The organism is Mycobacterium sp. DBP42 (assembly GCF_005924235.1).
GTDB lineage: Bacteria > Actinomycetota > Actinomycetes > Mycobacteriales > Mycobacteriaceae > Mycobacterium > Mycobacterium syngnathidarum.
Genome location: NZ_VCMY01000035.1, coordinates 1 through 25,668, shown reverse-complemented (window position 1 = coordinate 25,668; position 25,668 = coordinate 1). Strand labels below are relative to the sequence as shown.

The following is a 25,668-nucleotide window of genomic DNA, read 5'->3' as shown; positions in this document are numbered from 1 at the left end:
GGTTCAGGACTGCAGGCCGGCGATGAAGACGCCCAGCAGCCCGCGCACGGTGCCCTCGAAATCGGTGACCATGGCGTCGTGGCCGGCCGCACCCGGTCGGGTCCATGCCCACGCCGTCCCGGTGAAGGCGTGGATGGCCGCTGTCAGCGAGGCCAGCTGCGCGTCGGACAACGGCAGCGCCGGTCGCAATGCCGCACCCAACCGCTGCTGGGCGTCATGTGCCTGGGCCGGCAGTTCCGGGAGGTCTTCGGGGCCGAGCCGGTTGATGAGGACTGGGGAAGCCGCGATCAGATCGCACAGCAGTGGACGCTCGGCCAGGGTGCGAGCCAGGGCGGTCGCGGGTGTGACGGTGCGCAACTCGCCGGCCAGCGTCTCGATCCAGTCGAGGTGTTCGTCGTACATGACCCGTAGCAGCAGCGCTTCGCGTGAGCGCACGTACCGCAGGATGCCCGATTTCGCCAGGCCGGCCGCCGCGGCCACGTCACCCAAGGTGAGCGTGGCGGCTCCGGTGTGCCGGAGGCACTCCCGCGTGGCGGCGAGCAACTGGGTCAACCGGTCCTGGCGCTGGACGGCGTTGCGGGCGCGCTGGAAAGGCGGCGCGGATTCGGGCACCCCTACATAATAGAACGTTGTTCTGTTAAAGTCCCGATCCGTGCACCGCTATGAATGCGTGATCCGCCGCCACACCACGGCGCCGCCGCCGATACTGTTCGCCCTCGTGTCCGACGGGTCCCGGTGGTCGGAGTGGGCCCGGCCCCTGATTCCCTACTCGGCGTGGGAGACCCGAGGCCCTGCCGACGATGGCGGAGTCGGGGCGATCCGGGCCGTGGGCACCAGGAAGAAGCCGGCCCGCGAGATGACCACAATTCACGAGCCCGGCCGCAGACACGGCTACACCATGCTCGCCGACGGACCGATCCGGGATTACCAGGCCGAAGTGACGTTCGCCGAGTCCGCGGGCGGCACCGAGGTGACCTGGCGGGGGCGCTACCAGACTCGTTGGCGTGTCGTTGGATTGGGCTACCGGCTGGTCCTGCGCGTGGTGCTCGGAACACTGTCGCGCAAGCTCGTCACCGCCGCTGAAAAAGGGATCGGATAGCGCGAGTGACCAGTTATGGCACAACTTTTCGTTGAACGCGTGTCATAACTGGCCACTCGATGCACCGCAACGGGCTACGGCTTGATCCGGATCCGGCCAGGCTTGTAGAGGCCTGAATGGGTCTCTGTCCCAAGCTCGATCGTCGCCGGAGCCGCATCGACGATGGTGTCGAATCTGCGCAGCGAGCCCCAGTCGCGGCCCCAGTCCTTGTCCAGGTAGGTGGCCATCACGTGCTGGCGCAACAACAGGTCACTGATCCCCAGCAGGCCGCCATTGATGCCGTCCTCCCAGGTGTCGGTGTCTTTCATCTTGGCGTTGTAGTCCGGGGTGATGCGGAACTTCGGCACCTCGGTGACGCCGTTGGCGTGCAGCATCGGCTGCTGGCACGGGAAGGCCATGCCCACCGCCCAGTCCATCAGCACCGGCTGCTGTGATCCGACATACTCCTGCACGGTCTTGACCTCGGGCACCCGCGGCGGGGTGACCGCGACCCAGTCGCCGGGGCTCAGCGACAGGTCGTCGGCGATCACCCGGACGTAGGTGGCGTCGGCCGGAATCTCACTGCGGTCGAAGCGCAGGTTGCGCCAGGACGGGATCGGCCCCAGGTCATACGGCACCACCCGGCCGGCCGGCACCGCGGTGCCATCGGGCCCGGTCCGTCCGTATTCCAGTTCGACGGTCTGCCCCTCGGTACGGCCGTTGAAAATGCTGTTGCCGGTGATGGTTCCGGCCGCGGTCACGACGACCAGCGGGTGGGCGTCGTCGCGGGCGGGCAGCTCATACCAGGCCGAGGCCAGCTTGCTCACCTGCTGCGCCGGGCCCTCGGCGAAGCTGCCGGCCAACGGAACCCGGTTGGGATCCAAGCCGTACGGCAGTGGCACGGTCGATCCGTTGACACCGGGGGTGTCCAGCTTGACCGCGGCGTTCCAGTCGGCGTCGATGCCCGGCATCGGCACGGTGATCCGGATCGCCTCGGCAACAATATGATCCGGCACTCCGTTGGGGGTGAACCCGGTCGGCGCGGTGCCGCCCAGCGGCCCCAGCGGGCCGTAGTCGCCTGGCACCGGGGTGAGGAAGCCGTCATTGGTGTCGGGTTCGACGAGCACGTCGTCGGCCAGGCCACAGCCGCCGGCGAACGCTCGCAGGTTCGACGAGGCGTTGGAGTAGGTGCCGTCCTGACGCACCACTCCGTAGAGCATCGAACCGACGAACACCACCACCATGAACCCGGCCGCGACCGGCACCGGAGCGGTGGTCAGTGCCCGCGTCATCCGGCCCTCGGCCGATGGCCGCAGATGCAGCCAGTAAGCCCACAGTGCGGTGATCACGAACAGCGCAAAGAAGATGGCGCTCACCGTGATTCCGCCGATGTTGGGCTTGTCGTTGTTGAAGGGCACGCCGTAGCTGGACACGTACCACCAGCCGTTGGTGCTGGCGAAGCACAGCGCGAGCACGAACAGCACGGCAGACGTGAACGCCATCCGATTGCGCGCCGAGCGCAGCACTGCGGGTCCGGCCAGCACCGTCACCACCGCGGCCATCGCCGCACCCACGGCGGCGAACAGGCCGAAGTGGTGCACCCACTTGGTGGGGGCGAACTGCAGGAAGAAGATCGTGGCGAAGATGATGCCCATCAGCCGCCACACCGGTCCCCGGGCTACACCGGGAATCCGTTTGCGCCGCAACATGATGAACAGCGAGGCGAACAGGCTCAGCGCGGTGACGATGAAGCCGAACCGCCGTGACAGCGAGCCGTCCACGGTCGGCAGGATCAGGTAGTAGTAGCGCAGGTTCTCGGTGTACCACTCCTGCGCCGGCCCGATCGCGGTGCGAATTCTGGTGGCTTCCAACACCGTGGCGAACGTTTGGTCGGCGAACACCACGGTCAGGATCACTGTGCCGGCGGCCAGCAGCGGCAACACCAGCGGCCACACGCCAAGGACGCGGCGCCGGCGCACCAGGATGCGCAGCAGCGGACGTCCACCGGCCACCAGGGCGGCCACGGCGATGATGCCGGTCGGCTGGATGCCGAGGGTGAAGGCCGCCGAGATGATCGCCAGGGCGGCCGGGGTCAGCCTCCCGGAGATGATGGCCCGCTCGATCAGCACGTAGGTGATCAGGGCGCCGGTGGCGATCTGGCCCTCGGGGCGCAGGCCGTTGTTGAACGGCATCCAGGCCGCCAGCAGCACCATGCCGGCTGCCCACAGTGCGGGCCTGGACGCGATCACCGCGGGCCCGAGCCGGGGCAGCACCTCGCGTGACAGCAACAGCCAGCACACGATTCCGCACAGCAGGTCAGGCAGCCGCATCCAGATGCTGGCGTCGCTGATGTGGGTCATCAGGGCCAGCAGGTTGTAGTACCAGCCGAAGGGGTCTTCGGGGCTGCCGAACCAGCGGAAGTAGTTCGACATGTAGCCGGCGTGGTCGGCGACTCGCGCCATCTGGAGTTGGTAGCCGTCGTCGGACGAGTTGGCGCCGATGATGTGCCACAGCAGGAACGCGCCGACCACCACCACGTCCAGGGCGCTGAACGTGCGCCAGCGCGACGGGATCACGCGGTGCATACGCCGGCCGTCGAGCCGGTCGAGGCGCCACAGCGCGAGCACCGCGATCACCGTGGCGGCGATGCCGATCAGGATCGCCGCGAGCTTGAGCGCAGTGGGCTTGGAGGTGAATCGGGTGTCGATCGTGGCCGAGAGCGAAAGTCCTTGCGGCGCGGGTCCGCTGAGCTCGGTGAAGACGCCGACGATCTGGGGTCGCAGGTTCGGATCGGCGAAGCCGGTGCGCAGCTCCTTGCCGTCCTTGTCGGTCAACCCGACGAACGTGGCGAAAGTGCCCGCCTCCGACGACGTGATCTCGATACGTGAGCAGCCCGCGGCCTTCTCGCGCGGCACGCTGGCGATCACCACGTTGCGGTCGGTGATGTCGACGCGCTTGGCGTTGACGTTGACGAACAACGCGTTGAGCGCGGCTTGCCTGCCCTCCTTGGGGGCGGTGCCGAGCACCATCGCACCCTCGGGCGGCGTCGACCGGATCACCTCACACGGCACCGTCACCGACATGGTGACGGGCGTCTGGCTGATCAGCGGTGCGGTGACGCTGTTCATCTGTCCGGCTTGCGGCCAGTTCAGGGTGGCGGTGGTCTGCACCACCGGCAGCAGCGGCGTGGCCACCGCGCACAGGAAGCCGATCAGGCCGGCGATCATCGCGACCCAGCGGGTCAGCTGAACGTTCTTGTCAGCGCTGTGTTCGCGCAAGGTCACGCTCATGGCAGGGCTCGGATCGGTCCGGGCCGGCTGAAGCCGAACACTCGTTGGGTTCCTTGATCAATCGAGGCCACAGGCGCCTGCCCGGCCGGTACCACCGGGTCGTATTTCTCGATGGAGCCCCAGTCCCGGTACCAGTCGTCGCGCAGGTACGTCGGAATGGTCGACGTGCGCAGCAGCGCCTGGATGAAAAGGAAGGGACCACCCTTCTGGGCGGACTGCCACATGTTCGACGACACCACCACTTGCTTGACGTTGGGAAGGATGCGGTACTGCGGCAACTCGGCCACACCGAGTCGTTCGGAGAACGGGCGCTGGCACGGGAAGTTCGCAGCGGTCGCGATGTCCATCAGCACCGGGGTCTGCTTGCCGAGGAACTCCTGCGCGGTCTGCAGGGTCGGCACCCGCGGCGGGGTGAAACCGAACCACTGATCGTCGGACAGGTTCGGGTCGTCGGCGACGATCCGCGCCACGTTGGCCTCCGGCGGTGCCCAGGCCAACGGGAAACGCAGGTTGCGCCAGGCGTATTGGGCGAACACGTCGATCGGCTGGACGGCGTCGAGGGCCTGGAAGCTGCCGTCGGGGCGGTGCACACCCCACTGCAGTTTCAGTGACTGGCCGTAGTGGAATTCGTGTTCTTCGTCGTAGTACCAGATGGCGCCTGCGGCGGCGACGGTCACCAGCGGCCGGTCCGGGGTGCGTGGCGGCAGTTGGTACCAGGCCGAGGTGGCCTTGGCGGCGACGGTATTTTCCTTGTAACTGCCCATCACCGGGGTGCGCGCGGGGTCCAGGCCGAACGGCAGATACACCCGCGAGCCGTTGACGCCTTCGGGGCCGTAGCCGCCGCCGGTGCCCGCGGCGTAGGCGATGCCGACGTTGGGCTTGTTGGGGGAACCGTCGGAGTTCACCGTGCCAGGGTTGGCGACGACAGGCTTCGGCGGTTCGAGCGTGTCGCTGATCCCGTTGGGGGTGAAGCCGACGGGGTTCTGTCCGCCCAGCGGGCCGTACTCGCCCCAGGTCTGCCCTTCCGCCGGTTGCAGCATGCCTGCGTTGGTGTCGGCTTCGACCAGCACGTCGTCGGCCATGGCGCAACTGTCCGAGGACAGACCGGAGGTGAGCGCCGAGAGGTTGGCCTTGGCGGTGGTGTAGACGGGGTAGCGCTGGACGAAGCCCTTGGTCATCGAGCCGACTTCGAGCACCACCATGATGACGGCGACCACGAGCAGCGGCGTGGAGGCGAGCACGCGGTTGCGGCGGGTGTTGGCGACTTCGGTGTGTCCGGCGTAGTCGATCCGGAAGTGCAGCCAGCCGGCCAGCACCGCGGTGACGATCGCCAGGGCCAAGAACATGGTGGTCACCGGGTAGCCGGCGATCACCGGCTGACGGTCGAACCAGGGCACGCCGTAATTGCCGACGTAGAACCAGCCGTTGATGCCGGAGGTGGCCCAGGCGAGCACGAACAGCAGAGCGGTGACGTAGAGCGCGAGGTTGCGTCGGCTGTGCAGACCCACCCGGGCGAAGGCGAACGCGGTCACCGCACCAAGGGCGGCAGCCAGTCCGGCGAAGGCACCGAACTGCACGGCCCATTTGGTCGGGGTGAAGTGCAGCAGGAGCAGGCCGATGGCGGTGGTGCCGAGCAGTCTCCAGACCGGGCCGCTGGCGATCCCGGGCACGTGCCCCTTGCGCAGCAGCAGCGCGATCATGCCGAACAGGCACAGCATCATGGCCAGCACCGCAAACCGTCGGGTCAGGGAGCTGTCGACGGAATCCTCGACGGTCAGGAAGTAATAGCGCAGGAATTCCTGATACCAGGAGATGGTCGGGCCGACCGTGTACTTGATCCGGGCCGACTCGGCGACGGTGGCCAGGGTCTGGTCACGGAACACGACGACGAATATCAGTGCCGCCGAGCCGGCGAGCGCGGCGAGCGCGGGCAGGGCGATGCGGCGGCTGCGGATGATGCCGACCACGCGGCGCGCACCGACCAGCAGCGGGGCGGCGGCGATGATGCCCTGCGGGGCCAGCGTGACGCTGAGGGCGGCGACGATGATCGCCAGGGCCGTGGGCCACAGACGCCGTGTTCCGATGGTGGTCTCGACGAGCGCCCACACCGCGAGCACACCGAAGGCGATCAGCGGTTCGGGGCGCAGTCCGTTGTTGAACGGGAACCAGGCGGCCAGGAACACCGCGCCCGCGGTCCACATCGTGACCCGGTTGAGTGCGACGCGCCGGCCGAGCCGCGGCAGCACCCAGCGGCTCAGCAGCAGCCACGTGCCGATGGCGGCCAGGGTGGCGGGCACCCGCATCCAGACGCCCGCCGTGCTGATCGCTGCGAAGTGGGCCAGCACCGACTGGTACCAGTCGAACGGGGCCTCGGTGGCGCCGAAGTAGCGGAAGTAATTGGCCGAATATCCGGCGTCGGCCGATACCCGCGCGATGGTCAGGTTGTAGCCGTCGTCCGATGAGATGGCGCCGATGACGTGCCACAGCAAGAGTCCGCCGATGACGCCGATGTCGGCGATCCAGGTGGCAAACGGGACCTTCACGAAACGGCGCCAGGCGTGACGAATGCGGTGGCCGCCACTGACCTGAATGTCGCCGCCGGGGCGGCTCCGCCGGTCCAGCACGGCGAGCGCGACGATCGAGGCCACCACGCACACCACGCCGAGCGCCATCACCAGCAGCTTGAGCGCGGTCGGTGAGGTGATGAACCGGGTGTCGATGTCGACGCGGGCGCTCAGCCCGGGCTGCGGCGCCATCTTCAGGTCGGTGAACAGGCCGGCGACCTGAGGCTTCTTCTCCACGGCCGCGGTGCCGGCGGCGCCGGGGATGCCGACGAAGTCAGCGCCCACCCCGCCGAGGTTCGCCCACAGGTGCAGCGCGCTGCAGCCGCCGGCGTTGACCGCCGCGCGGGGAGCGACGGCTGCCACCGAATCTCGGAATGCCACCACCACGGTTTCGGTGTTGGCGCGCACGAACAGCCCGTTGCGGCTGGCGTCGATGCCACCCGAGGGGATTGTCGAGAACACCAGGCCGCCCTCGGCGGGCAGCGTCGCGATCGCCGAGCACGGGATGGACACGTCGAGGGTCTGCGGGGCGCCCGAGACCAGCGGCGCCGTCACCGCGGTGACGTTTCCCGCGGCATCGGTGCCCTGCGGCCACAGGATGGTCGCAGTGGTCTGTTTGACGGGCAGCAGTGGCACCAGGGCGCACAACACCACACCCGCGATGCCCGCGACGATGGCGATCAGGCGTGCGATGCCCACAACACGGTCGGTTGGCTCATCGGAAGGCACGAGGCTCGATGTTATGCGACCCGTATGTGAGACCCGGTTTCACCTGCCGCGTGCTGGAGAGACTTGTCCGAGCTGTGTCTTAGCTGTGCCGCAGCGGGGCCGGGCTCCACAGTCCGCTGCGGATCGCGGTGCCCAGGTCCAGGCGAGCCGGTTCGGCGTCCGGGTACCACGGTGTGAGCCGTTGCAGCGAGCCCCAGTCCCGGAACCAGTCGTCTTTCAGATATGTCGGCACGCTCGACGGGCGCAGCAGTAGTTCGGAGATGCCCAGCGGGCCGCCGCCCAGGTAGTCCATCACCGGCGAGTTGGCCTCGGCGCCGAAGCGGTCCGGCAGGATCCGCCACTTGGGCACCTCGGTGACGCCGTACCGATGGGCGAAGGGGCGCTGGCACGGGAACGCCAGGCCCACGAGCCAGTCCAGCAGCACCGGGTCCTGCGATCCGACCACGTCCTGCAGGGTGCGCAGCTGCGGGATGCGCGGCGGGGTCACCGCGATCCAGTGCTGCGGGGCCAGGTCGTCGTCGGAGGCGACCAGGCGGATCTGGGTGGCCTCGCGCGGGATGGCGTCCATCGGGGCGCGCAGGTTGCGCCAGGCCGGAGCGGCGCCCACGTCGGCGAATCCGACGCCGCCGCCGGGCTTGTTCTCGGCGGCCTGGGCATCGGTGGCCCACTGCACCACGACCTCACCCGGATCGAACCGGCCTGCTGCCGAGACCACGAGCAGCGGGCCGGCCTGATCACGATCGGGCAGCCGGTACCAGGCCGACCGCATGATCGCCGGCTGCTGGGTTCCCGCCCGCCAGCTGCCCAGCACGGGGGTGGTGGCCGGGTCCAGGCCGTACGGCAGCCGGGCCCTGGAGCCGTTGATTCCGGCGGCGGCGGTGGTGCCGCCCTCGGTGCCCACCTCGCTGCCGGTCACGGTGCCGGAGTCGGTGTCGGCGAAGTTGCCGGAGCCGGGTTGTTCCATGACCGGGTCGGCCGAGATGTCCGACGGGATGCCGTTGGGGCCGAATCCCTGCGCAATGATCGCGCCGAGCGCCTGCCCGGGCGGTTCGCTGATCGGTTCGAGGGCACCGGTGTTCGCGTTCTCCTCGACCATCACGTCGTTGGCCAGTCCGCAGGTCTTGCCGGTGAGCGCCTCCAGATTGGAGCGGCCGACCGACCAGGCCGGGTACTGGTTGGTCATCGCCAGCGTCAGTGAGACCACCTCGAACATCACCAGCAGCCACGCGGCGATCGCCAGCGGCGATTGCACGATCCGTTGCCATCGGCGCTGTGGCCCGTCCGGGGATTCGTCGCGGTCGCTGAAGTGGTACCAGGCGGCCAGCAGCAGGGCCAGCACCGACAAGCCGAGCAGCATGGTGGTGAACCCGAAATGCCACTCGGGGAACGAGTTGGACCAGGGCACACCGAAGTTGGAGACGTACCACCAGCCGTTGACGGTCGCGAACGACAGCGCCATCACGAACAGCACGAGTGCGGCGAACATCGAGCGGTTGCGTCGGGAGCGCATCGCGGCGGCCGTCACAGCGACCGCAGCCAGCGCGCCCAGCGATCCGGCCAGCCCGGCGAACACACCGAAGTGGTGGGTCCACTTGGTCGGGGTGAACATCATCGCCAGGAACGAGATGATCGTGATGCCGACGATGCGCCGGCTCGGTCCCGCGGCGGTACCTGGTATGCGGCCCTTGCGCAGCGTCATCGCCACCGAAACCACCAGCGCCACAAGCAGGGTCAGCACCGCGAAGCGTCGCGCCACCGAACCGTCCGGGCTTGAGGTGAACAACCGCGAGTAGCGGATGTGCTCGTCGAACCAGGCCAGGCTGGGGCCGACGGTGGATTTGAAGGTGCTGGCCTGGATCTCCCCAGCCAGGGTCTGGTCGCGGAAGATCAGGATGATCGTGACGGTGCAGGCAGCCAGGATCGGGGCCAGTAGCGCAAGGTGGCCGAAGCGTGAGGTATGCCGGGCCACAATGGTTTTCAGCGGCCCGACCGCCACCAGTAGGGCGCCGACGGCGGCGATACCGGTGGGGCCCGAGAACAACGTCAAGGCGCCGATGATGATGGCGATGGCCACCGGCAACATTCGGTTGGTGGCTACTCCGCGCTCCACCGAACACCAGGTCAGCAGGATGCCGAGGGCGATGATCGGCTCGGGACGCAGTCCGTTGTTCAGCGGCAGCCAGAACGCCAGGAACATGCCGGCCGCGGTCCAGGCGGCCGCCCGGTTGGTCTTGACGGCGCGACCCAGCCGCGGCAGCACCTCACGGCTGATCACCCACCAGCACGCGAGCGCCATCACCAGGGTGGGAAGCCGCAGCCAGATGCTGGAGGTGGAGACGTGGGCCCACAGGGCCAGCAGGTCGTAGTACCAGCCGAACGGGGCCTCTGGTGTGCCGAACCAGCGGTAGTAGTTGGCCATGTAACCGGCGTGCTCGGACACCCGGGCCATGGTGAGGATGTAACCGTCGTCGGAGGTGTTGGCGCCGACGAAGTGCCACCACACCAGCACGGCGGTGACGAGTCCGTCCAGCGGTTTCATCGACCACCAGCGGGGCGGCAGGAAGCGCCGGTGCCGGACACCGTCGGCGGTGTCGAGACGGTGCAGCGCGCCCAGTGCGATGACGGTCATCGCGACGCCGACGATCATCGCGAGCAGCTTGAGCAATGTCGGGGCGCTGCTGTAGCGGGAGTCGATGGTGGCCGAGAACTTCAGGCCCTCGGGCGTGGGCCCGGACAGGTCGGTGAAGACACCGACGATCTGCGGCCGGAAGTCGTAGCCGCCCCGTTCACCGCGCAGGGGCGCGTCGGGATGGTCGGCGGTCGCACTGGCGTCACGCTGGGTGAGCCCGACGAACTCCCCGGTCACCTTGTCGGCGTGCGCGGTGAAGGTCAGGGACTGGCATGCCGGGCTGAGTACCGCGTCCAGCGGTGCGCTGATCACCGGGGTGTTGCGCACGATGACCAGCACGTCGTTGTTGACTCGCTCGATCAGCAGGCCGCGGTCGACGGCTTTGGGCGCCTGCTTGGGCACAGTGGACAGCAGGACGGTGCGGGCTCGGTTCTCCGGCCCGGCCAGTCCCGCGGCGGCCTGGCACGGCACCGTGATGGTCAGGTCGGTGGCCACGTACCCGATCAGCGGGGCGTTGATGCTCTGCCATGTGCCGTTCTGCGGCCAGTTCAGCTCGGCGGTGGTCTGCTTGACCGGAAGCAGCGGTGTCGCCACCGCCATCAGTACGCCGAGCAGACCGGCGACGATCGCGATGAGCCGCGCCGTCCGGTGATTGCTGCCGGCGGTTCCCTGCGGTCCCGTCACGGGCTCTGATGCTATCGGCGTGTCAGCGCCGGGATTAATGGCCATCGGGGGTTGGCTTTCTGATCGCCAGGACGAATGGACCGATGTCGGTCACCTCGAAACGTGGATCTTTGAACAGGGCCGTGTCGAGCGCCACGTGGTAGCGGCGCACGTTGGGCTGGTTGGGGTAGACGTCGGATGCCAGGCGCAGCGTGTAGGTGTCGTTGGCGCCATGGCGCATCAAGAACACCGTCGGTGCCTTCCAGGGCATTTCGTCGAGGGCCTTCACGAACTCGTCGGCCTTGGTCATGGTGGCCCAGGCTTCGATGGCCTTGGCGCGTTTGTCGAATTCGGCCAGCGGGTTGGCGTAGTGCGACGTCAGACCTTGGAACCCGTAGTAGGGGTAGTACGACAGGAAGCTGTAGTCGGCGGTCAGCACCACGGTCTGGTTGCGCGGAACCCCGGTGACCTCGGCGATCTTGGCGTCGATCTCGCGGTAGTAGCGTTCGGCGCCCGGTGGCCGGCGGTCGGCTCGCTGACCGGTGCCGTCGGTGTCGGTGTAGGCCACGTTGATGTCGGGGCGCAGCACGTCGGGGATGTCCTGGCTGAACGTGAGGGCGCCGATGGCGCCGACCGTGGCGGCCGCGGTGATGACCCGCCGTGCGGTTTCCGGTTGATAGCGCCGCGCTGCGAGACGGGCCAGGCCCTGCGCCGATTCAATGAACCCGAACGCGCCTGCGGTGGTGAGCAACACGGTCAGCGTCGGCTGCAGCCGGAAGGACAGCAGCGTGGTGCCGACCAGGGTGGTCAGCATCGACAGCAGGGACCAGGCGTAGACGGCGAGCACCGCGATGGCCAGCGCGCCCGCCCGCGTCGAGGTGCGTGCCCGGACCACCAGCCACAGCGTGCCGAGCATGCACAGCGCGCCCAGCAGCGTGAAGCTCAGCATCGGGAAGGTCAGCTGGGCGCCGGCGTCGGGCAGGTAGTGCTGGGCGGTGCCCTTCTCTGCGGGCTCGCCGCCCAGCCACGCCAAAAGGTACGGGGCCCAGGTGATCAGGGCGATGGCCCCGGATATCACGGCGATGACCGCCAGGCGCAGCAGCGGGTCGATGCTGCGCCGCGCGACCGCCAGCACCAGCGCCATCAGTGCCAGCGTGAACGCGCAGTAGGCCAGCAGCAGGGTGTAGAAGAGGGCGGCGAGGCCGAGGAAGATGCCGACACCGATGACTGCCGCCCAGCCGCCGTTGCGGGTTTTGCCCCGAAGCCCGGACCAGGCCAGCACGAACACCGGCGGCAACAGCACGGTGATGATCGCGGCGTAGGGCTCGGTGGAGGAGTAGGCCAGCATCGCCGCGGTGCTCGCGGTGGTGACGATCAGTGCGTGCTCGAACCGAATCATGGTCGACCACAACACGAATGCGACGGCGACCGCGATGGTGATCGAGACGATCGACCACGGCTTGAACATCTCCCATGCCGGGGTGTCGGTGGCCGCGGCGATGCGCCCGCCCATCCAGAACCAGCCGGCCGGGTAGTACGGCGGCAGCCCGAAGTAGGTCATGTCGTGCAGGCCGGGGGTGTCGGTCAGCCGGGTCAGGTATTCGGTGCGGAACTGCTGGTCGACCGAGACCCCGAACAGGTACAGCTTGGTGGCGCCCAACGGCATCGCCAGGGTGACCACCGAGAAAGCCGACAGGAAGATCAGTGCGGTCAGCCGGGCCAGCGTGCGCCGGCCGCGGCGCCAGAACAGGCCGGCGGCCAGTATGCCCGCCAGGGCACCGACCTGGCCCACCGTGGTGAGCGCGTGCAGCTGGTTGGACGTGTTGTAGGCCGGCCATTGGACCTGGGCGATCGCGGCGATCGAAACCCCGGCCACCGCCGAGGCGAGCATCAGGGCGATCACCATGTGTCCGATGACCCTGGCCGGACGCTGCTGCATCAGATGGGAAGCTTGCGGAAGATGGGCCGCGGGACGTGCCGCAGAACCATCATCACGTAGCGGAACGCGCCCGGCGCCCAGACCAGCTCCTTGCCCTTGGCCGAGGCGGTGACGGCCAGTTCGGCCACATACTCCTTGTCGACCGTCAGCGGGGCTTCCTTGACGTGCGCGCTCATCCGGGTGCGCACCTGCCCGGGCCGGATCACCAGCACCCGCACACCGAATTCGCGCAGCGCCTCTCCGAGACCGAGGTAGAACCCGTCGAGCCCGGCCTTGGTGGAGCCGTAGACGAAGTTGGAGCGGCGCACCCGCTCGCCGGCTGCGGAGCTCATCGCGATGATCCGGCCGTAGCCCTGTGCCCGCATCTTCTCGCCGACCAGCACGCCGACGGAAACGGCTGCGGTGTAGTTGATTTCGGCGATCTGCACGGCTTTACGCTGGTTCTGCCACAGTTCTTCGGCATCGCCGAGCAGGCCGAACGCGACGATCGCGACGTCCACGTCACCGGAGGAAAATGCCTTGTCGATCACGTCGGGGTGGCTTGCGGTGTCGACGGCGTCGAAGTCGATGACCTCGACCGAACTGGCGCCGGCCTTGCGCAGCTGGGCCACCGCGCCGTCGCGGCCCGGGTCGCCGGGCAGGGCGGCCAGCACGATGCGGGCCGACGCGTCGCGCAGATAGCGCTCACAGATCGCCAGCCCGATCTCTGAAGTGCCGCCGAGCAGCAGAATCGTCTGGGGGTTACCTACGGCGTCGAACACCATCTAGCGCAGCTCCAAGCCTCGGGGGACATCGTGACGAGGGTACCGTGCGGTTTCTCCTGAAAATCCGAGCAATCCGAGCGCAGGGCCTTGACCCCACTTCCTACGCGACGTAGCTTTTTTCTACACCGTGTAGGAAATGGGGGAGATCATGACGATCCGTGACTGGCTGACGTTGCCCGCGACGGAACCGGGGGAGGACTACGGTTTCTTCGGTCCCGACTCGATGACATGGAAGGTGTGGAGCTATCCCACCTCGCTGTCGATCGGGTTCCAGCGCGCTGTCGTCATCGAAGAACTCGACCCCGCGCTCGTCGCGGCGGTCGACAAGACCCACGAGATCTACTCACGCCCGCGCACCCGGTACGACCGCACGCTGCGGTACTTCGCGATGGTGGCGTTCGACGACAGCCGCTCCACCACCAAGGCCGCCGACGTCCTGGTCAAGGTCCACTCCAAAGCGATCGGCACCGATCCGGTCACCGGAAAGACCTACGACGCCAACGATCCCGCTTCGCAGCTGTGGATCCACCTGACCGCGTGGCATTCGATCCTGGTGGCCTACGAGAAGTACGGTCCCGGCCCGTTGTCACCCGAAGAGGAGCTGCAGTACTGGCGCGAATGCGCGATCGCGGCCGAACTGCAGACTTGCGATCGCTCCGATGTTCCCCTGACCCGCGACGGCATCCGGGAGTACTTCGAGCAGATGCGGCCCCAATTGATCGGCTCGGACATCGCCCGGCAGGCTATGCACCACCTGCTGGGTGCCGAGGTGATGTTGCCCGAGATGCCGCTGCTGCTGCGGCCGGGCACCAGGGTCATCACCGCGTTCCTGCGCCGCGGCACCCTGGCGACGATGCCGCGCTGGATGCGAGAGATGGCCGGGCTCAGCACTTCCCGGGTGCTCGACGCGTTGGCGGTGCTGCCGCTGCGGATCGGGTTCCGGCTGATTGCGACGAGCACCCGGCTGCAGCTGATCCTGCTGCGACTCCTGTCCCCGGCGACCTTGCCGATCGGCGCGCGGGTGCTGCTGGCGGTTCCGCCGAAGGACCCGGTCACCACCACACCCCGTGAGGCGCAGCGCCGCTTCGGCTACGACGCGCCCAGCCAGGCGCACTTCTCACTTCGTGACCGGCAGGCGGTCCGGGTGTTCGGCGAGGGCCGCGCACCCAGTGACGAGGGGATCGTGGAATCACAGCCGATCCTTGGCACCATCGGTTGACATGGAAGATGCCGCACTAGCCAACCGGGCCCGCGCCGAACACCTGGGCCCGGACCGGCGCCGGCCGCAAGTGCTGGACACCGCGTTGGATATCGCAGCACACCAGGGCTTGGCCGACGTCACGATGGGAACCATCGCGAGACGTCTGGGTGTCACCAGGCCGGTGGTGTACGCCTGCTACCCGGGCCGTGGGGAAGTGCTTGCCGCACTGCTGGATCGGGAAACCGACGTGGTGCTGTCCAGCCTGCTCGAACTGCTGCCGCCGCAGCGCACCGGCTCCATCGAGCAGTTGTTCGTCGACGGTTTTCGCGCGCTGGGAAGCACGGTCCGTGAACGCCCGGCCTCCTGGCGCATCATCTTCGCCGCCGACCCCGATCCGGTGTTGACCGCGGCCATCGTCGCCGGCCGTGAGCGCATCAGAGGGCAGCTCGCCACCGCGATGCGTCCGTTGCTGCAACGGTGGCAGGTCGCCGATGTCGACGTCACACTGCCCATGCTGGTCGAGGTGTTCCTGGCGATCTGTGAAGCCGCCGTCCGCAAGATGCTCGACGACGGGGACGATGCCCAGCCCGAGCTGGTGGCCGAAATCTTCGGCAGGGCGGCTTATCGGGCGATGCGCGCAAAAGCCTAGCGCGACAACAACACCCCGCGATCCGGAACTCGCGGGGTGTTGCGTTACTCGTCAGATCAGGCCGTCGAAGCAGCCGACCGATCAGACCTCCAGGTCGAACCGGTCGGCGTTCATCACCTTGGTCCAGGCCGCGACGAAGTCCTTGACGAACTTCTCCTTGGAATCGTCCTCGGCGTAGACCTCGGCCAGCGCCCGCAGCTGCGAGTTCGAGCCGAACAGCAGGTCGACCCGGCTGGCGGTCCACTTCGGCGAACCGCTGGCGCGGTCGGTGCCGACATAGGTGCCGTCGTCGGCCGGTGCCGGGGCCCACTTGGTGCCCATGTCGGTCAGGTTGACGAAGTAGTCGTTGGTCAGCTGACCCTTCTTGTCCGTCAACACGCCGAGGTCCGAGCCGCCGTGGTTGGCGCCCAGCACCCGCAGACCTCCGATCAGCACGGTCATCTCCGGAGCCGACAGACCGAGCAGGTTGGCCCGGTCGATCAGGCGGTACTCGGGCGGCAGGCTGTCGCCCTTGGCCACGAAGTTGCGGAAACCGTCGCCCTTGGGCTCCAGGTAGGCGAACGAGTCGGGGTCGGTCTGCTCCTGCGAGGCGTCGCCCCGGCCGGAGGTGAACGGCACCTCGACGTCGAAACCGGCGTCCTTGATGGCCTTTTCGAGACCGACGACACCACCGAGGACCACCAGGTCGGCGAAGGACACACCAGTGTCGGAAGCGGCCTGGATCTCCTCGAGCTTGGCGATCACCGGGGCCAGCTCGTCGGGCTCGTTGGCCTCCCAGCCCAGCTGCGGCTGCAGCCGGATCCGGCCGCCGTTGGCGCCGCCACGCATGTCGCTGGAGCGGTACGAGGCCGCGGCCTTCCACGCGGTGTCGATCAGCTGCTGGGTGGTCAGACCGGAGCCGGCGATGGCCGCCTTGAGGGTGGCGACGTCCGCGTCGGACAGCGGCTTACCGGCCGGGATGATGTCCTGCCACACCCAGGTCTGCTTGGGCACCAGCGGACCGAGGTAGCGCGTCACCGGACCCATGTCGCGGTGGATCAGCTTGAACCAGGCCTTGGCGTACTCCTCGGCCAGCTCCTCGGGGTGATCCAGCCAGCGGCGGGTGATCTCGCCGTAGATCGGGTCGAACCGCATCGACAGGTCGGTGGTGAGCATCGACGGGTGGGTCTTGCCGTTGCCCTGCGCCATCGGCACCGAGTTGGCCCAACCGTTGTCCTTCGGCTTCCACTGGTTGGCGCCCTGCGGGCTCTTGGTCAGCTCCCACTCGTTGCCGTAGAGGATCTCCAGGAAGCTGTTGTCCCACTTGGTCGGAGTGTGCGTCCAGGTCACCTCGATACCGCTGCTGACGGTGTCGTTGCCGACGCCGGGGTTGGCCCAGCCCAGACCCATCTGCTCCAGTGGTGCGGCCTCGGGCTCGACACCGTTCTCGATGTCGGTGGCGCCGTGGGTCTTGCCGAAGGTGTGGCCACCGACGATCAGGGCGGCGGTCTCGACGTCGTTCATCGCCATCCGGCCGAACGTCTCGCGGATGTCGATGGCTGCCGCCAGATAATCCGGATTGCCTTCGGGCCCTTCGGGGTTCACGTAGATCAGGCCCATGTGGCTGGCGCCGAGCGGGTTCTCCAGCTTGGTCCGGTCACCGTCGGCGCCGGCGTAGCGCTCCTGCGAGCCCAGCCACTCGTGCTCGGCGCCCCAGTAGATGTCCTCCTCGGGCTCCCAGTAGTCCGGGCGGCCGAACGCGAAGCCGGCGGTCTTGAAGCCCATGTGCTCCATCGCGCGGTTGCCTGCGTAGACGAGCAGGTCGGACCACGAGATCTGCTTGCCGTACTTCTTCTTCAGCGGCCACAGCAGGCGGCGGGCCTTGTCCAGGCTGACGTTGTCGGGCCAGCTGTTCAGCGGGGCGAAGCGCTGCATACCGCGCCCGCCACCTCCGCGGCCGTCCTCGACGCGGTAGGTGCCTGCGGCATGCCAGGACATGCGGACGAACAGCGGACCGTAGTGCCCGAAGTCGGCCGGCCACCAGTCCTGTGAATTCGTCAGCAGCTCATCGAAATCGCGCTGGAAGGCCTCGACATCGAGAGACTTGACGGCCTCGCGGTAGTCGTAGCCCTCGTCCGACGGATCGATGGCAGGCGGGTTCTTCTGCAGGATCTTCAGGTTGACCGCGTTGGGCCACCAATCGCGGTTGCTGCCGCCCTCCACGGGCGGCTTGATCCGCATGGGACAACCGCTTTCGGCGGGTTCGGTCTGTGCTTCACCGATCGGGGGATGGGTTTCGGCGTCTGCCATGACAATCCTTTCCGGGGCTGGCGGGTTAAGGGGTTATCTCTTTGGAGAAACGGAACATTCGGGGCAGGTGCCCCAATAGATGACCTCGGCCTCATCGATCTCGTAGCCGTGGTCTTCTGACGCGGACAGGCATGGGGCGGACCCGGCCGCGCAGTCCACGTCGGCGATTGCGCCACACGATCGGCACACGACGTGATGGTGGTTGTCGCCGATGCGCGATTCGTACCGGGCGACCGAACCGGATGGTTGGATGCGACGCACCAGAGAGGCTGCGGTCAGCGCGTGCAACGAGTCGTACACAGCTTGGTGTGAAACGTCGGGCAGTTCGTCACGCACGGCACGGATGATCGTGTCGGTGTCGGCGTGCGGGTGTGTGCTGACTGCGTGCAGCACCGCCACACGGGGGCGCGTCACACGCAGGTCGGCGCTTCGCAGCATCTGCTGGAAGTCCGCGGTTGTCGCCACGAACGGAAGTCTGGCCCCTTTTCTGGAATTAGTCAAGAATAAAATTCTCGGCGAACGCGAGGGGAACAGAAGAGGGGCTAGACGAGCTCCAGCCGGCGCGCCATGTCCGAGATGAACAGGCCGTCGGGATCGACCTTGCGACGTACCGACAGCCACTCGTCGATGCGTGGATACATCGCGTGGAAGGTCTCGGCCGTCGTGCGGGAGTCCTTGGCGGTGTAGAGCCTGCCACCGAATTCCAGTACGCGGCGGTCGAGTTCGGTGACGAACTCGTTCAGTCCGGCCTTGATCGGGAAGTCCACGCACACGTTCCAGCCGGGGATCGGGAAGCTCAATGGCGCCTGGTTGCCCGGGCCGAACAGCTTGAATACGTTGAGGAACGAGTAGTGCCCGGAGCGCTGGATGTCGACGATGATGGCCTTGAACTCCTCGACGGCCTCGGTGGGCACCACGAACTGGTACTGCAGGAAACCCGCAGGGCCGTAGGCGCGGTTCCACTCCCCGAACATGTCCAGGGGGTGATAGAACTGCGTCAGGTTCTGCACCTTGTTGCGGTAGGTGCCCGACTTGCGGTACCAGAGTTCGCCGATCGGTCCGAAGGTCAGCTTGTTGGCCAGCCCGTTGGGGAACACATCCGGCAACGTAAGTAGTTGTGGCGCATCGAATTTCAGCGGGTTCTTGCGGAGTTTCGGCGGCAGCTGATCCAGCGTTGCCAGTGAACCTCGCGAGATCGCGGCCCGGCCGAGTTTCGGTGGCTTGCTGATCGCGTCGAACCACGCAGATGAATAGGTGTAGTTGGATTCGCTACCGTCGCTGTGGAATTCGATGGTCTCGTCGAGGCTGTGGGTGACATCGCCGTCGGCGATGAAGTACGCGGTCTCCGTCGGGGTCATCTCGATGGTGGCCCGCAGGATGACGCCGGTCAGGCCGTTACCGCCGACCGTGGCCCAGAACAGTTCGGATTCGGGACCGTCCGGGGTGAGTTTGCGGATCTCGCCGCCCGCGGTCAGCAGGTCCATCGAGCGCACGTGGTTGCCGAAACTTCCGGCGCTGTGGTGGTTCTTGCCATGGATGTCGCAACCGATGGCACCACCGATGGTCACCTGCCGGGTGCCCGGCAGCACCGGGACCCACAACCCGTGGGGGAGCGCGGCCCGCATCAGCTGGTCGAGGTTCACCCCGCCGTCCACGTCGACCAGCTTGGTGTCGGCATCGATCGAGTGGATCTGGTTCAGCGCCGACATGTCGATGACGAGTCCGCCGCCGTTTTGGGCGTTGTCACCGTAGGAGCGACCCAGGCCGCGGGCGATGACGCCCCGGCCCTTGTGCTCGGCGGCCTGCGTGACGGCCTTGACGATGACTTCGGGATCGCTGGTCGAGAGCACCTGTGCCACGGTCGGTGCGGTCCGGCCCCAGCCCGTCAGGCGCTTGGGAGTGGTCGGCAATTCGGTAGTCGACATCGCTAAGGAGAGTACCCGGCAGTAGCCACGGACCGGCCCGACTGCGCGCCGAGAGTGACGCAACGGTCGTCGGACGCCGCGCAGAACAACCCTGGCGTCCCTTTCGCGACAGCGTCTGCGGCGCGCAGCTCAGTGCAGTTTGAAGATCACCGCGCGCTGCACGATGAAGTTGATCACCGTCGCCGTGCCCTGGGCGATCACGAAGGCCACCGGCACCGCCCACGATTGGTAATCGGCCAGGTGGAGCACCAGGTGGTTCAGCCCGACCTGCACTGCGAAAGTGACCAGGTAGAGCGCCCACACCGCGATGAACCGGGCCGTGCTCGGCGGAGCCTGGAAGGTCCAGCGCCGGTTGATCAGGTAGGCGGTCGTGGTCCCGGCGATGAAGCCGATCGTTTTGGCCAGGTCGACCTGCAACCCGAAGGCCTTGTAGAGCAGTACGTACAGCCCGAAGTCCACGATCGCCGAGAGCCCACCGGTCACGACGAACCGGAACGCCTGCGTTTTGAGGTCCAGGGTCGGCGACATGACGGGTTCGGCCACCCAGGCAGCTTAGCGAGGGCCTAACGTTCAGTCGTGTTGCAGACGGTGCTCAACGACCTCGGGATAGCGGTGTTCGCGTCCTCGGGGGTCATCGTGGCGATCCGCAAGGGCTTCGATCTGTTCGGTATCGCGGCACTGGGCGTGTTGACCGGTGTGAGCGGCGGGGTGATCCGTGACGTGTTCCTCGGTGTTCATCCGCCTACTTCCATTCAGCACTGGCCGAACATCACCGTTGCCCTGGCGGCGACGGCCGTGGCCACTCTCACCGCCAAGCACCTCATCCGGTTCCACCACATCGTGCTTCCGCTGGATGCGATCGGCATGGGCTTCTTCGCGACCTCGGGCGCGGCGTTCGCCGTCGACAACGGGGCCAGTTGGTTCGCGGCCGTGCTGATCGGCATGACCACGGCGATCGGCGGCGGCATCATCCGCGACGTACTGGTCCGGGAGATCCCGATGTTGATGCGGCCGGACGATCTCTACGCCGTCCCGGCGTTGATGGGCGCGACGGCCTATGCGGTCATCGACTACTTCGGCCCGCAGTGGATAGGCCTCGTGGTCGGCACGGTACTCGCCACGACGCTGCGCCTTGCCGGGTTGATTTTCGGTTGGCGGTTACCCACCGGCCCCGCGGACCTAATCGCCGGGGACGATCATTGAATTTCAGGCACAGTTATGACGAAAACGTGTTGGTGAAATAGGAAACCGCCCTACCATTTGCGGCCGTGGATACTCTCATATTCGCCGGAATGCTGGGTGTATTGATCCTCATGTACAGACAGCGGTCGCGCCGGGCCATTGTGGCCTCGTGGTGGATTATCACCATTGTTTGCTGCCTATTCTTGAAGGTGCATATCACCAGCGGCCTCGGCCTCGGATTGACGTGGTGACGTGATGACCGATACCACGAGTGTTCCGGTGACTGAGAACGGCGGCGGCTTCGCCGGCACGATTCAATATTGGCTGGCATTGATATTCATCGTCGGCTGGACGGGCGTCATCGGCGGTGGGCTCGCCTTCCAGTTCCTGGCCTGGGAGTACCCCTGCCCGCTGTGCATGTTGCAGCGCATGTTCATGACGTTGGCGGCCCTCGGTGGCGTTTACATCGTCCGCAAGGGCATGGACGGGGTGATCGAGGCGCGCGACTACATGGTCGGCTGGGGCATGGCAATTGTCGCCAGTATTTGTGGCGGATTTGCGGCCTGGCGCCAGACGATGCTGCACATTCTTCCGGGTGACCCCGGATATGCCGGAGCATTTCTGGGGATGCACCTATACGTTTGGTCGTGGGTGTTGTTCACCGCGTCGGTGGCCGTAATCGGCATCGTGTTCACGTTCTCGCATTCGACTGCGGCAACGGCTATTCCGGCGTCGTACCGCACCGTCGGGAAGCTCGCGATCTGGTTGTGCGGTGCGGTGATCGTCATCAATTTGGTGGCTGTTTTCCTGTTGGAGGGCTTCCATTGGAAATTGCCCGACGACCCGGCCTGCTATCAGATCTTCCACGATCTGGGAATCCTGGAGGGCGGCTGCGAACTTCCCGGCTGACGAGCTACATCCCGGTGGCCGACAACACCGCGCACAGCGCATCGACCGCCGGGCCGAAGGCGTGCTCGGCGGGCGCCCCGAATCCGATGATCACCCCGTCGGGGTCCGCGGTATCCGGACCGGCCTGCGGATGCCGCATGATCGACAGCCCGGACAGTGCGATTCCGGCCTCGCCGGCTCGGCGCAGCACCTCGGGTTCGGCCCCGTCGGGCAGGGTGAGCAGCATGTTCACCCCAGCCGCCAGCCCGCCGATGCCGAGGCCGAATCCGCTCACGGCGTCGACGAGGGCGTCGCGTCGCCGGCGGTAGCGGTTGCGCATCCGCCGGATGTGCCGGTCGTAGCCGCCGCTGTGGATGAAGTCGGCCAAGGTCAGCGCGGTGAGGGCATCGACGTGGTACTGAGCCCCGCCCGCGGCGGCGATGACGGGATCGATCAGTGCGTCGGGCAGAACCATCCAGCCCACCCGCATCACCTGGGCCATGGCCTTGCTGGCCGATCCCAGATAGACGACACGTTCGGGGTTCAGTGCCTGCAGGGCGCCGATGGGTTGCCGGTCATAGCGGAACTCGCCGTCATAGTCGTCGTCTACGACGTATCCGCCGGTGCGTTGTGCCCAGTCGATGACCGCGGTGCGCCGGGCCGGGTGCAGGGCCATGCCGAACGGGCTCTGATGCGCGGGGGTCAGGAGTACTGCCGGGGTGTCGAGGATCTCCAGATCACTGATCACCGCGCCGTGCTCGTCCAGGCCGATGGGTGTGGTCAATACCCCCAGTGCTGCGAGCGCGTCACGAAAGATGTAGAGGCCGTGCGCCTCCACGGCGATCGGCCGCCGGGCGCCCAGCACCCGCCCCAGTAGGTCGACGCCGTCGCGGACGCCGGAGCAGATCACGATGGAGTCAGGCGTGGTGCGCACCCCGCGCACCCGGCCCAGATATTCGGCGAGTGCCTCGCGCAGCGGAAGCGGGCCGCGTGGATCACCCATCCGCAGGGCTGCGACCGGCGCGTTCGTCACGGCCCGACGTGCCGACGCCAGCCAGGCCGATCGTGGGAACTCCGATACGTCGGGGGAGCCGGGCATCAGGTTGTGCCGCGGTACGGCAGGTATACGACGCGGTCGGGGCGCGGTCCGCGAGGAAGCAGTGCGCGTGACCCAGGTGCCGGCCCCCTGGCGTGACGCGAGCCAGCCTTCGGCGACGAGTTCGGCGTACGCCTCGGCGACGGTGTTGCGGGCCAGTCCCAGATCGGCGGCCAGCGCCCGGGACGGGGGCAGCCGCGTGCCGGTGCTCAAGCTGCCGCCGCGAATGCCGTCTCGAAGTGCGGTGATCAGCTGTTCGCGGGCCGTGCGGCTGCCGGGTTCGATCATCGAGCGCAGTTCTAGATGCAGGTCTCGGCTACCCAGATTGGCCCGCGAAGTCACGCGTGAATTGAACCATCTAGGCGGTATTTTCCGGTCTAGCGTTGATCGCATGACTCAGACACTCGAACCCACGAAGACCGTCGACCGGCTCAAGATCTACAAGACGTCGCCCGAGCTGTACGACGCGATGATGACGCTGTCCGCCGCCGCGGCCAAGGACATCGACCCGACCATCGGTGAGTTGGTCAAGATCCGCGCGTCGCAGATCAACCACTGCGCGTTCTGTCTGGACATGCACACCCGTGACGCCCGCGAGCGGGGTGAGACGGAGCAGCGGCTGGCGCTGATCGCGGCGTGGCAGGAGGCCGGCGATCTGTTCACCGAACGTGAGCAGGCGGCGCTGGCCCTGACCGAGGCCATCACCGAGCTCGGCAACGGCCACGTGCCCGATGCCGTGTATGCGCGGGCTGCCGTTGCGTTCACCGAACGCGAACTCGGCCAGGTGATCGCGATGGCCGTCACCATCAACGCATGGAACCGGATCAACGTGACCGTGCGGATGCCGGCCCCGCGGCGCTGATCTCGCGGGAAACTGGGGGTGTGCAGACTCGGTCCGGTGCAGACGTCACGGTGTGCGGCGCGGTTGTACACAAGCTGCACCGGCCGGGCACCGATCCGCGTTCGCTGCGCATGAGGCTGCGCGCTGCCGGCCGGATCGGCGTGCTCCTGAGCCCGCTGTCGAGCGTGGCCGACGCAGTGGACGGACGCTGGCTGACGCGGTGGCCCCTGGTGGAAACCGTTGCGGTGCAACCGGAATGTGTGCCATGGACCGATATCGGTCGGCTGCTGGCAGCGCTGCACACCGAGCCGGTCACTCAGCGATTGCCGGCGCACGGCTGGCCGGCGCGGCTACGGCGAGCGGTCTGCCTGGCCCGGCGGCACCGCGACGATGTGGTGATCCGGGCCGCGGCGGGCCTGCCCGACGAAGCGTGGCGGCCCGGGTCAGCGGACCGCCCTCGCACCCTGGTCCACGGCGACTTCCACTTGGGTCAGGTGGGGCGGCAGGACGGGCACTGGCGACTGATCGATGTCGACGATCTCGGATTGGGCGATCCGGCTTGGGATTTGGCGCGTCCGGCCGGGTTCTGGGCGGCCGGGCTCATTCCTGACACCGATTGGACGCTGTTTCTGGACGCCTACCGGGGCGCCGGCGGTCCGGCATTGCCTGCGGGCGATCCGTGGCCGGTGCTGGAACCGTTCGCGCGGGCCGCCGTCATTCAGTCCGCCGCCACTGATCCCGACGACGAGCTGCTGATGGCGGCCTGCGCGCGGATGCCTCAGCTGGAGAAGAACAGCCGGCCGAAGCCCTGCTTGCGGTAGTGCTTGTTGCCGCGGTGTCCCCAGCCCGGCCCGTAGTTCGAGTAACCCTGGTGGTAGCCCGGGTGCGTCGGCGGCGGAGGCGGTGGCGCCTGGACGAACCGGTTCTCCATCTGAGTCAGCGCCTCGAGCTCGCCGAAATCCAGGAAGATGCCACGGCAGGTGTCGCATTGCTCCAGGTGGACGCCGTTGCGCTCGTAAGTCTTCATGACCCCGGCGCACTTCGGGCACAGCAAGGTGTTGCCGATTCCGGGGGACTGAGGGGACTTTGGGGGCTCATATGGCGGAATGCTCATATCGCGATAACGTCCGACCCGGCTGTGAAGTGCCTGTGACATGGGGCCGACAGCCGAGAATTCACCGGCCGTAGATGTGATGTCAGTCACAAGAAGGAATATCGACTGCGGGTCGCTCGATTCGATCTGCGGCTGTTCAGTTAATCCGAGGGTCCGGCGCTGCGTAACGGAACGTTTACACAGCAAGCGCAAACTCGGTCGGATGGAAGGGTCGGCGCGGGCTGCAGACGGCGGCCGCGGCAATCCTTCGGCTCGGCTCGGTTGCCCGCAGCGACTTCTGCAGAACGGGTAAAACACCAGTTCCTACCCCATGAAACGGCTATCCGCCGGCGCCGCCCTCTCGCCTCGGTGCCGCCGCCGGGGCCAGCGTTCACAGGTAACCGACAGTGACGGTGTGACGCAGTCCGATGTGGGTTTAGCAAACTTTGTATTGACGTTTGTCCGTTGCGGTGGCCAAAACCGTTGCCGTTGCCGCTGAGATGCGGCCCGGTTACGTTTCCTCCTGCCAATCATGAGCAAGGCATGAGAGCCAGGTGTGACGTCCCTAATCGGGCGACGGATCGCGATGGCTGTCTGGATGGGGCCCTGGTTGGTGAAGCACGAATGGATCACCGACACAGCTAGGGAGAACATGTTGGCATTGAGTCGAGTGCTGGTCGCGTTGGTGACCGCATTGGCCGGGATCTTCGCGGGCTTGTTCATAGGCGCGGGCACTTCCCATGCCGGGCTGGACAATGAGCTGAGCCTGGTTGATGGTCAGGACCGGACGCTGACCGTTCAGCAGTGGGACACCTTCCTCAATGGTGTGTTCCCGTTGGACCGCAACC

General features: G+C 67.1%; 20 protein-coding genes and 1 pseudogene. 9 read left to right on the top strand and 12 right to left on the bottom strand.

What is annotated here, in order from left to right; all coding sequences use genetic code 11:
• Window positions 1-3 precede the first annotated feature (3 nt).
• Window positions 4-612 (bottom strand): TetR family transcriptional regulator, encoded by a 609-nt coding sequence (locus tag E0T84_RS24265; RefSeq protein ID WP_070946585.1) that lies wholly within the window; start codon window positions 610-612, stop codon window positions 4-6.
• 40 nt (window positions 613-652) lie between these two features.
• Here E0T84_RS24265 and E0T84_RS24260 point away from each other — a divergent pair, with 40 nt between their 5' ends.
• The gene (locus E0T84_RS24260) at window positions 653-1,099 is read left to right on the top strand and encodes an SRPBCC family protein (RefSeq protein WP_138745750.1); all 447 of its coding nucleotides are present in this window, start codon (window positions 653-655) and stop codon (window positions 1,097-1,099) included.
• Window positions 1,100-1,173: 74 nt separating this feature from the next.
• Here E0T84_RS24260 and E0T84_RS24255 read toward each other — a convergent pair whose 3' ends face one another.
• The 5 genes from E0T84_RS24255 to E0T84_RS24235 all read right to left on the bottom strand — a co-directional run bounded on the left by E0T84_RS24255 (window position 1,174) and on the right by E0T84_RS24235 (window position 13,656).
• On the bottom strand, window positions 1,174-4,368 hold the full coding sequence (locus E0T84_RS24255; protein ID WP_070946587.1) for an arabinosyltransferase domain-containing protein: 3,195 nt from the start codon (window positions 4,366-4,368) through the stop codon (window positions 1,174-1,176).
• Entirely contained in the window at window positions 4,365-7,661 is a 3,297-nt protein-coding gene (locus E0T84_RS24250) for an arabinosyltransferase domain-containing protein (protein WP_070186672.1), read from the bottom strand. The genes E0T84_RS24255 and E0T84_RS24250 overlap by 4 nt, the downstream gene beginning before the upstream one ends.
• Before the next feature lie 79 nt (window positions 7,662-7,740).
• Entirely contained in the window at window positions 7,741-11,019 is a 3,279-nt protein-coding gene (locus E0T84_RS24245; protein ID WP_371726297.1) for an arabinosyltransferase domain-containing protein, read from the bottom strand.
• Window positions 11,009-12,892: a galactan 5-O-arabinofuranosyltransferase gene (locus E0T84_RS24240; RefSeq protein WP_070946589.1), complete on the bottom strand. Its 1,884-nt coding sequence runs from the start codon at window positions 12,890-12,892 to the stop codon at window positions 11,009-11,011. The genes E0T84_RS24245 and E0T84_RS24240 overlap by 11 nt, the downstream gene beginning before the upstream one ends.
• On the bottom strand, window positions 12,892-13,656 hold the full coding sequence (locus E0T84_RS24235) for a decaprenylphospho-beta-D-erythro-pentofuranosid-2-ulose 2-reductase (RefSeq protein WP_138745748.1): 765 nt from the start codon (window positions 13,654-13,656) through the stop codon (window positions 12,892-12,894). Before E0T84_RS24235 ends, E0T84_RS24240 begins: the two co-directional genes overlap by 1 nt.
• Window positions 13,657-13,792: 136 nt before the next feature.
• Between E0T84_RS24235 and E0T84_RS24230 the strand changes: the two genes are divergently transcribed.
• Window positions 13,793-14,875 carry an oxygenase MpaB family protein gene (locus E0T84_RS24230; protein ID WP_070186676.1) on the top strand — a complete coding sequence of 361 codons (1,083 nt, stop codon included), beginning with the start codon at window positions 13,793-13,795 and terminating at the stop codon, window positions 14,873-14,875.
• Between the two features lies 1 nt (window position 14,876).
• Window positions 14,877-15,506, top strand: a complete 630-nt coding sequence (locus E0T84_RS24225; RefSeq protein WP_138745747.1) for a TetR/AcrR family transcriptional regulator — start codon at window positions 14,877-14,879, stop codon at window positions 15,504-15,506.
• 81 nt (window positions 15,507-15,587) lie between these two features.
• On the opposite strand, the gene katG is transcribed toward E0T84_RS24225, so the two are convergent.
• The 4 genes from katG to E0T84_RS24205 all read right to left on the bottom strand — a co-directional run bounded on the left by katG (window position 15,588) and on the right by E0T84_RS24205 (window position 20,248).
• A complete protein-coding gene (gene katG, locus E0T84_RS24220) occupies window positions 15,588-17,795 on the bottom strand; it encodes a catalase/peroxidase HPI (protein ID WP_138745746.1) in 2,208 nt (735 codons plus the stop codon).
• Between the two features lie 33 nt (window positions 17,796-17,828).
• Window positions 17,829-18,233, bottom strand: coding sequence for a Fur family transcriptional regulator (locus E0T84_RS24215; RefSeq protein WP_070186686.1), 405 nt, complete (start codon window positions 18,231-18,233; stop codon window positions 17,829-17,831).
• Between the two features lie 104 nt (window positions 18,234-18,337).
• On the bottom strand, window positions 18,338-19,720 hold the full coding sequence (locus E0T84_RS24210; RefSeq protein WP_070186679.1) for an FAD-binding oxidoreductase: 1,383 nt from the start codon (window positions 19,718-19,720) through the stop codon (window positions 18,338-18,340).
• A 129-nt stretch (window positions 19,721-19,849) separates the two neighbouring features.
• On the bottom strand, window positions 19,850-20,248 hold the full coding sequence (locus E0T84_RS24205) for a GtrA family protein (RefSeq protein ID WP_070186687.1): 399 nt from the start codon (window positions 20,246-20,248) through the stop codon (window positions 19,850-19,852).
• A gap of 48 nt (window positions 20,249-20,296) precedes the next feature.
• Here E0T84_RS24205 and E0T84_RS24200 point away from each other — a divergent pair, with 48 nt between their 5' ends.
• The 3 genes from E0T84_RS24200 to E0T84_RS24195 all read left to right on the top strand — a co-directional run bounded on the left by E0T84_RS24200 (window position 20,297) and on the right by E0T84_RS24195 (window position 21,811).
• Window positions 20,297-20,923 carry a trimeric intracellular cation channel family protein gene (locus E0T84_RS24200; protein ID WP_070186680.1) on the top strand — a complete coding sequence of 209 codons (627 nt, stop codon included), beginning with the start codon at window positions 20,297-20,299 and terminating at the stop codon, window positions 20,921-20,923.
• Between the two features lie 65 nt (window positions 20,924-20,988).
• Complete coding sequence (locus tag E0T84_RS32780) at window positions 20,989-21,153, top strand: DUF5993 family protein (protein WP_371726294.1); 165 nt, start codon at window positions 20,989-20,991, stop codon at window positions 21,151-21,153.
• A 4-nt stretch (window positions 21,154-21,157) separates the two neighbouring features.
• A complete protein-coding gene (locus tag E0T84_RS24195) occupies window positions 21,158-21,811 on the top strand; it encodes a disulfide bond formation protein B (protein WP_138745745.1) in 654 nt (217 codons plus the stop codon).
• Window positions 21,812-21,815: 4 nt separating this feature from the next.
• Here E0T84_RS24195 and E0T84_RS24190 read toward each other — a convergent pair whose 3' ends face one another.
• Window positions 21,816-23,228: a PLP-dependent aminotransferase family protein gene (locus tag E0T84_RS24190; RefSeq protein ID WP_110765016.1), complete on the bottom strand. Its 1,413-nt coding sequence runs from the start codon at window positions 23,226-23,228 to the stop codon at window positions 21,816-21,818.
• Window positions 23,229-23,277: 49 nt separating this feature from the next.
• Between E0T84_RS24190 and E0T84_RS24185 the strand changes: the two genes are divergently transcribed.
• Both E0T84_RS24185 and E0T84_RS24180 read left to right on the top strand, forming a co-directional pair.
• On the top strand, window positions 23,278-23,748 hold the full coding sequence (locus E0T84_RS24185; RefSeq protein WP_070186682.1) for a carboxymuconolactone decarboxylase family protein: 471 nt from the start codon (window positions 23,278-23,280) through the stop codon (window positions 23,746-23,748).
• Entirely contained in the window at window positions 23,700-24,548 is an 849-nt protein-coding gene (locus E0T84_RS24180; RefSeq protein WP_255740846.1) for a phosphotransferase family protein, read from the top strand. Before E0T84_RS24185 ends, E0T84_RS24180 begins: the two co-directional genes overlap by 49 nt.
• On the opposite strand, the gene E0T84_RS24175 is transcribed toward E0T84_RS24180, so the two are convergent.
• Window positions 24,506-24,841: a zf-TFIIB domain-containing protein gene (locus tag E0T84_RS24175; RefSeq protein WP_083284203.1), complete on the bottom strand. Its 336-nt coding sequence runs from the start codon at window positions 24,839-24,841 to the stop codon at window positions 24,506-24,508. The genes E0T84_RS24180 and E0T84_RS24175 overlap by 43 nt on opposite strands.
• 631 nt (window positions 24,842-25,472) lie before the next feature.
• On the opposite strand from E0T84_RS24175, the pseudogene E0T84_RS24170 reads away from it, so the two are divergent.
• Window positions 25,473-25,668, top strand: a pseudogene (locus E0T84_RS24170) (porin); the annotation flags it as partial.